The sequence below is a fragment of the Clostridium sp. genome (genome assembly GCF_051654825.1).
GTDB lineage: Bacteria > Bacillota > Clostridia > Clostridiales > Clostridiaceae > Clostridium.
Genome location: NZ_JBOFYU010000095.1, coordinates 1 through 8,396 on the forward strand (window position 1 = coordinate 1; position 8,396 = coordinate 8,396).

Annotated in this window: 5 protein-coding genes and 1 pseudogene; 1 reads left to right on the forward strand and 5 read right to left on the reverse strand. The window is 30.0% G+C overall.

Going from position 1 to position 8,396, the window contains the following annotated elements; translation table 11 throughout:
• Positions 1-554: pseudogene (locus tag ACRDBA_RS05670) on the forward strand (23S rRNA (adenine(2503)-C(2))-methyltransferase RlmN); the annotation flags it as partial.
• A 256-nt stretch (positions 555-810) separates the two neighbouring features.
• Here the strand turns inward: ACRDBA_RS05670 and ACRDBA_RS05675 are convergent.
• Genes ACRDBA_RS05675 through ACRDBA_RS05695 form a run of 5 tightly spaced genes read right to left on the reverse strand, consistent with a single transcriptional unit; the run spans position 811 to position 8,096 of the window.
• Positions 811-2,115 (reverse strand): CCA tRNA nucleotidyltransferase, encoded by a 1,305-nt coding sequence (locus tag ACRDBA_RS05675; protein WP_438571955.1) that lies wholly within the window; start codon positions 2,113-2,115, stop codon positions 811-813.
• A 19-nt stretch (positions 2,116-2,134) separates the two neighbouring features.
• Positions 2,135-2,680 (reverse strand): hypothetical protein, encoded by a 546-nt coding sequence (locus ACRDBA_RS05680; protein WP_438571956.1) that lies wholly within the window; start codon positions 2,678-2,680, stop codon positions 2,135-2,137.
• The gene (locus ACRDBA_RS05685; protein WP_438571957.1) at positions 2,656-4,464 is read right to left on the reverse strand and encodes a tyrosine-type recombinase/integrase; all 1,809 of its coding nucleotides are present in this window, start codon (positions 4,462-4,464) and stop codon (positions 2,656-2,658) included. Before ACRDBA_RS05685 ends, ACRDBA_RS05680 begins: the two co-directional genes overlap by 25 nt.
• Entirely contained in the window at positions 4,451-6,706 is a 2,256-nt protein-coding gene (locus tag ACRDBA_RS05690; protein WP_438571958.1) for a hypothetical protein, read from the reverse strand. The genes ACRDBA_RS05685 and ACRDBA_RS05690 overlap by 14 nt, the downstream gene beginning before the upstream one ends.
• A gap of 13 nt (positions 6,707-6,719) precedes the next feature.
• A complete protein-coding gene (locus tag ACRDBA_RS05695) occupies positions 6,720-8,096 on the reverse strand; it encodes a tyrosine-type recombinase/integrase (protein WP_438571959.1) in 1,377 nt (458 codons plus the stop codon).
• Positions 8,097-8,396: the final 300 nt, after the last annotated feature.

Consider the following 8,396-nt stretch of genomic DNA (forward strand, 5'->3'; position numbering starts at 1 on the left):
ATATTCTACGTGATAGGAATGGTCTTGATTTTTCAACATCAGGAATAACAGTATCTACAGTAGGGCCGTTAAATCAACTTAAGAAACTTCGTGAAGAACACATTAAAATTCAGTTGACTCTTTCGTTGCATGCAACAACGCAAAAGGTCAGAAACATGATAATGCCTAATATGGCGAAGAGTGATGTAAACTCTACTGTTGAGTCTATGCTATCATATTCCGAGCGACACAATAGGAAAATAACTATAGCATATCTTCTGATTCCTAGTGTAAATGATAAAGTTTCTGATGTTGATAAGCTTATAAAATGGTTTTATGGTAAGAATGTTATGATTAACCTTTTGCAGTATAACCCTACTAATTGCGGAAAATTTAAAAGACCAAACAAGCAGATGTTGTCCGATTTTAAGATGAAACTGGAAAAGGGTGGGCTTTACGTTAAAATTAGAGAGTCTAAAGGAACTAATATTAATGCAGCATGTGGGCAATTAGTTAGTGAATATAATAAGAAAAAAAATCTAGATAGCAGGAAAAATGCTAATACGTGCAAATAGATAATTAATTAATGTGTATAAAAAAACTGATGCAATTTCTAGATAATTTAATACTAAAATTTGCATCCAATAAAGCAGCACTCATTATAATAATGAGGTGCTGTTTTTAAATATAAGTAAGCGTCAAATATCCCCCCACAGAATTATATGTGAGGGGATATTTGACGCTTACTTTGCAACGGCCCCATTTTTACTAGAGGTACTCATGATAAAGCGTTTACCTTCATTTAAGTAAAGTACTCTTTTTAATTACTACCTATTCTTTTGTCATTTTTATAGTTCGAGCCCTAGCTAATAAATCTTCTTTTGTATTATCAAGAAAACCATGCATGACATGATCTAATAGTGTGTTTAACAATATCCCCACATCTTTGCCTTGGGCAATATGATTATTAATTAAATCTGTACCAGTAATAGATAAATCTTTAAGTAATACGACTAGTTCCTCTTGTGCAAGACCATCAAATAGACATTTGACTAAAGATATATTTTTTAAGGAATCAGTGTGATTAATAGAATTAAAAATTTGTTTTAGCAGAAGTAGTCGTTCAAACTGTATAATACTCCCTGAAAGGATATTTAATGTTTTTAGAATATCATATTTTTTAGGATTAATAGTTTTATCAACGAGGGATATTAACTCTATGACATGTAATACATCTGTCCGATTAATGCCTTCAGCATTAGTTATTTTCATTCGATTAAAAAGAGCTTGAAGGAATTTATGAATACCATTACTTGGTGAGTTGCAATGAGCAATAAAATAAAAGAATACACTTAAGCGAATTACAATATCATTAATTTGTGATAAGCTAAGCAGACAGGCCTTTAAATTATTGAATTCTGTTGAATTAGAAGTTACAAGCTTGAATTCCGGAATTACTACTTCTAGAATATCTTTAAATTCTATAATGATTTCAGCAAAATTTTCACCTTGGAATAGTTTGATAAATTCTACAGCAATTCGTTCAGAGGAAACATTTTTTAATAAAAATCTTTTGTTTAGCATGGAAATTTTGGTTGAAGTATCAATAGAAAAATTAAGAACAGAGGCAAATCGTATACCTCTCAAAATTCGTAATGAATCCTCTTCCAAACGTTTATCAGGGTCTCCAACACATCTAATAATTTTAGATTCAATATCTTGGATACCATTAAAAGGGTCAATTAAACCCTCATAATCATTGTAGAAAATTGCATTTTGGGTATAATCTCGTCTACTTAAATCTTCTATTAAATTACGGGTGAAAAATACTTCATTTGGGTGTCTACCATCTAGGTAATCACCATCTATTCTATAAGTAGTTATTTCAATAGGTTCCTTATCAATTAGTATGACAATAGTTCCATGTTTTAATCCTACGTCTAATTGCTTGAACCCCTTAAAAACAGTTTGAATTTCCAAAGGGGTTGCAGATGTGCATATATCCCAATCATGAGGAATTTTACCCATGATACAGTCACGAGTACAACCACCTACAACTCCAGCCTCAAAGCCAGCAGAGACTAGCTTTTGTATGACTAATGCAGGGGATGTGGGTATATTAATTTTAGTATTCATTATAAAACCTCCTTAAAAGTTATTTTGGGAATGGGGTAACGGTTGAAATTGGTTTTAACACATTCTTTAAAGTATGAAGTTCTTGAGAAAGTTCAGCATTTCTTATTTGTAAGCGCTTAACTTCGTCAAGTTTATTTTTGAGAGCTTCATTAAGTTTTTTGTTTTCAGCTCTTAATAATTCTGTATCTATGTCACGTAAGGTCATTTTATCAACTTTTTCTTCCAAAGTAGAAATAGAAGATTTAAGTTTATCATAGCGTATAAAGGGATTATTTTCTTCTAACAAGTTGATGGAATACTCAATATAATCTTTTAAAAAAGCATTATGATTATATAATGTAGTACGAGAACAATTAAGTTGCTCTGATATAGATAATAAAGATAGTTTGTTTTTTTTAAATTCATTTATAGCAGTTTGTTCTTGTATCTCTTTGTTTACAAAAATTTCCTCAATACGTGATAGGTATGTTTGCATAAAAGGCTTAAGAGATAAATATTCCAAACTCCCATGTTTATCACTTAATGCAAGTAACTTATCATTTATTCTATTTTCAATTGTTGCCATTGTTCAATCTCCTTATAAATATCTTCTAAATTATTTACTATATACTCCAAATCTGGATAGGTAGTTATAATATATGAGTGCCCTTTTTTAGAAAGCATATCGCTTAGTTCTTCCAATTCAGGCAATAGTTTATTAGATAGGACTGTATTTAGCATATTGATTTCCTTCTGAGCTTGTTTTAAATGTTTTCTTGTAATGTTTAGGGTAATAGTTTCTTTTAATTCCAAACATTGTCGGTAAGATATATTGGACATGTAGTAAAAGTGAAAAACATTAGGACAAACCCCGTAGGCACAATAAAATTTATTGGTAAAGGAATCATTAGTACATTCTCTAAATTTAGAGCTTTTAATGCACACCCCCCCTGATTTTGCTCGTATAGGAATAGTGTCCAATAGAGTTTCTGCTATTGAATTAATATCAGTGGATATGGAGTAATGATTTTCTTTGATAAAGTCATTAATGCGCTTTGTAAAGCTTTCAGCATTAGAACCAAGAAGTTTAGTATCAGAAGATAAAATACCTAATATGACTTTTTTTGAGAACTCTATATCTTCTTGAACATCTGTTTTAGGTCGTACATAGTATCCTTGCATTTCAGCAGAAAGGTGTCCCATGAACTTTTGAATGAAGGCTAATGGCACATTATTATTATAAAGTTCAGTACATACACGAACACGGTATTGAGGAGTTGCGGGGTAAGATAAAACATATTTTCCTTGATAAAGTGTTTTCTGAAGCTCGGGAAACTTATCAGGACAATTAATGCACCCTAGTTCAGTCCTGTGCGTAAAATAATACTTTAGAAAATTATCCCTTAAGCGCTGAGTAACTAAAGGGACTTTTTTTGTTGCTTGTACAAAGAATAAATACTTAGTATCCCTTTTTAAACGTTCCTCTTTTAAGAGGTCTACTAATGTATTAAATGCTTTGTAGGTTAAATCGTTAACATATGTTTTTTCAGTAGAGAAAACATTATTACCAGATTCTCGTTTCCAAGTTTTATATTCTAAGAAATATCTAATAGTCCCATCGTATAGCGTTAGATATTTTAAGTTATCTATTTCTAATGCAGCTAACTCAGCTGCCCTTAAACCTGTTTGTGATAGAATAATCAGTAGACAAGCAGTAGCTTTCAAATCAATAGGTTCAATATCCGTGTTTAATGATTTGATTAAACAAATCATAAGGTTATTAAAGTAATTAGAGGGAATATTAGGGTATTTGTTATTTTCTGCTTGAACTTTTATCAATGTTGAATTGCTAGAAGATAACAAGGAAACTATTTCAGGAGTTAAAATAGCAACTATATGATTTGAGTAAAATGTATAGAAATTTAGAATGGCTTCTTTGTATTTCTGTTGTGTAATAGGAGAGGTGTTTGAGACTCCCTCTAAAAATCCTTCTAATTGTTCAGAATGTACTTCTTGAATACTGTAGATATTGTTAGAGTATAAATAGTTAAAAAACACTCTGAGGCAACTGAATTTCCTATGGATACTTTGAAATTTTATACGGTTTTCTATTAGTTGGACTAATAAATATTTTTTTATGTCTTGTTGAAAACATGGAGAAATATTTTCAAAGTTAAACTTTTGTTTAGTGGGGCTTATATGAGTAGTTGAATGTGTAGAAAAGTCCCAAATAGTGTCACTATAATAAATATTATATTTGCTGAAAGGAAGCTTATTACTTTCAATAATACGACTGATAAAATCATTACCTGACGTATTTAGGGTATATGATGTATCTAATGTTAGTTCACTTAAATTAAGAGAGTTCAACGTTATTTTCCTCTTTCTTGATGTATAATTGCTTTAAATAATTTATTAGTAATAATTTTATATTGCTTAGGTCTTCTTTATCATGAACAAGAGAAGCATTTTGTATTTTAATATCAATCGTTTTTATGGCTTCGTCAAAAAAAGGAATCCTATCAACTGTAGCAACAAAGCTTGAACAAAGTAAGCAGTCTAAATATGAGTATTGAGTACAAGTTTTAGTTTTGCAATATCCACATTGACTAGAGACTAAGTTTTCACTACTTTCTACTTCAGGGCAAGTATATTCAATGGAACCAGTTAAGGTAACATCACCAATGATAGTTGAATAAGTTAGCTCTAGCATTTCTTCAATATTGCTTTCTATATAATGACGCCTATCGGTATTAATATTAGAATGATTTGTAAGAATTAATTGGGCACTTTCGCCTAGATTATGATGTAAGACATAAGCTTGGGCTTTCGTAATACGACTGTCTCTTAAATTAGCGAAAACATAAGGTTGTAAATTTAAATGTTCGCAACAAGATTTTAAGAATGTATTAAATTCTTTTTCTTTATGCTGAGTAAATATATTTTTACGATTAGATTTAGAGATAAATAAATAATTTTTAATTTTTAGATCTGTGCAAGAAGCTCTCACTTCTGAAGTAAATCTAATAATTTCTTCTATTTCAGCCTTGTTATAAGTTGTGATAGGTTGTTCCATCTGCTTGCCTTTACTTGTTTTTGTTTTAGAAATTAGCATATATTCATTAGGTTTAGTAGTTTGCTGAACACAATCAGTAGATAAATTTAAAATTTGAGATAGCCTAAATTCTGTTTCTAAACCTAAATAAAAAATAGCTAAATTAAGTCGGTTGGTATAGGCGCTCTCTGAGATGGATTTCATGTATTTGACTAATGATTCTAGTTCATGGTTAGGAATAGATTTAGCAGAATTTTTTGGTTTATTTGGCTTGGACTTTAAATAATAAAAGCAAGCTGATTCAACTTGTACTAAGTTTTTATCTTTTAAAAAAGTCAAAAAATTTTTTACAGATAAAATATGCGAATTTAAAGAAATAGTATTAGTTACAGTATCTTCTAAATGGAATTTATATGCCATTATTTCATTTAAAGAAATAGTATCAAAATTTAATTGATCTGTTTTTTTTATATAAAAGCTTTTTTGTATCCCTTGCTTTAAATCTGTCAAATAATTTATGAAGGGCTTTATATAATGAAAGCGTTGTAATTTTATTGTAAGAGGTGAAATATCCGACCAAAACCAATCTTTACTCCATGTCCTATATAAAGGGTTAGTTATTAAGGTAAAATCTATTAATTTGCGTGTTTCATTTGTTATTTGATTAGAAGTATGATTATAAGTGTTAGGATCTAATAGCCAAATATCTAAGCTTGGGATAGGATCATAAGGATTATAGAGTATTTTACGAGCACCTTTTGTGTAGTCGTGAATACACGTGTTTTTTAACAAAATGTAGTAGTCAATCCCATCTGTTGGTTTGAAGATATTCGGATTTTGAGTGTATAAAAATATATAGAAGGTAACTAAAATATTTAATAATTTATTAGAATTGTTTAAAGAATAAAAATTAAACTGTGCTTGAAATGTATCATAATTAAAATCCTCTATAGTTTCTATAGGAAGTATTACACCACTCTTTGCTAGGCTTTTATCGAAATCCCTATAAAACTGGGTTACTTTAGTATTACGAGCTCTTACTAAAGGGGAGATAGATATGAATTCATCTAGTATATCACGCATATAACGATTACTATTAATGTAAACAGGAGCTATGTCATCATTATTTGCGGAATACAAATACCAACGATTAGCAAATTCACTCGTAAAAACAGCCTTTATACTATCCTCATTTAATGGGGTTTTTAACCATTTTAATATAATCTCTGATTCAAAGAAGTTTATTATATAAGCCCCCTCAATCATAAATGTAATAAAGACAGTAAACATTTGCGGTGGTAAATTACATAGTTGATATAATTGTTTTAGGGTATTCCAAGATATTAAATGTAATGAAATATCATATAAATTTGGCATAAACTGTCTATACTTACGGATACGAGATACTTGTGTAGAAGATGTGTAAGTAGTATCTTTTAAACAAGAGTTTATAAAATTAGAACACATATTATAGGTATTGATGTCCTTAAAATGTTCTTTTTCATCATTAAACTTGTCAACTTGGTAGTGTAGTTTGGGGCAGAGATATTGTGTCAAAAATATTTTCTCCTTATCTTTTTAGTGAAGGGATCAATTCGTAAAGGTCAGTTAAAAAGTCTGTTTTTAATTGTATTTGTTCACTCAGAGTTGGATTAAAATAAACTAAGGTAGATTTACTACTTTTATGCCGCATAGCTATTTGTAGTTCTAGTAGGTTCAAGTGTAAGTATTGTACATTATACATAGCAAATCCATGTCGGAATCGGTGGCTTAGATTGTTTTTCCTATTCTTACTATCTATATGAATACCAACAGTTGAATAGATAGTTCTAAGTTTATTATTCCATGTTTGATAACTAAGAGGCTTCCCTTGTGAGTTTAAGAAAATATAATAGTTATCCCCATCAAACATTTTTGAAGTTGTAACGGTATCAGCAATTGTGTATTGTTGATAGTTTTGTTCATGGCGTTCTAAGGCTAGAGCGTGGGAGTTTTCTATATAAGTTTCTATCAACTCGTATAAATCTTTAGAAATAGAAACAATTTGGAAGCCATAACGTAATTCAGAATAAGCACTTGAATGATATTGTTTGCGATTAGTTATTTTCATACATCCCTTAGCATTTTGGTCTTTTCTATCAGTGAATCTATTGCGAATATAAACTAAGAAATTAGGTTTTCCATCTATAAACTCACAGACTAAATCTTCGCCTGTAAGTCCCAAAACTTCACCAAGACGAAGACCTGCTTCATACATCAAGCGAATTATGCATTCCTCATATGGATTAAGATTAGTGGGTATTGAATAATTAGTATGGAGTTCTGAGATTATAGTAGCGAATTCCTGCGTAGAAATATATTTAGGTACTTGCCTTATAGGAGTAGGCATTTTTTCATTAATAGAATAATTATATTTTTGGTAATCCATATCGGTTAGGGGGTCACTAACAATTGAATAGGTAGAAGACCTTTCGAAGAATGGAGAGTCTTTAATCCCAAGGAAAGATAAATAATTTCTATAAACTGCCAAATAACCATTGATTGTCTGGGCGCTTCTTTGAGTTAAAACGTCAAAAGATATAATTTGCCCTTTAGGTGAATGCCCTCGTAAAAAGGATTTAAAGAGATTTATGTCTGATTTATTAAAGTCAGATATAGGCTTGTTGTGTATTTTTTCAAAAATAGTTAAAAGACGAAGAGCGTTTAGTGCTTTTATCCTACTATTAATTGATAATGTTGCTAGATGTATATTTAAGAAGTGAAAAACATCGTTTAAGGGTACCATATTATCATTATATAAAAGTAAGTAAGTCATTCCATTAGAATGTTGTTTTATAGACGTCTCAAAAACTAATTCTTCGGTATAGAGAAGTTTATTTCTTAAGTCGTAAGAATTTATCTCAAAAATACTTTTATTTTCACGTTTCTTTTCAGTTATACAAATCATTTAACCACCTCGGATTATGAACACTTTTAATTATAATTATATTCATTTCGCCTAAAAACTCAAGGCTTTTTTTGTTCAACTCGATTTTTATAAGATAAACATATATAAACGTATATAAAATAAGGCGAAAATATGAGTTGAACAAAAATAAATATAATTATATTTTACGATGAATGCCATTGCCTATCATCCAGAAAGAGGATTTGTAGACCCTTATAATGGTCAAACACACATCCAGAAAAAGTTGATTAAATCCGTAAGAGATGCGAAGGAACGTTTTGAAGAGGATGCGCTTAGAAT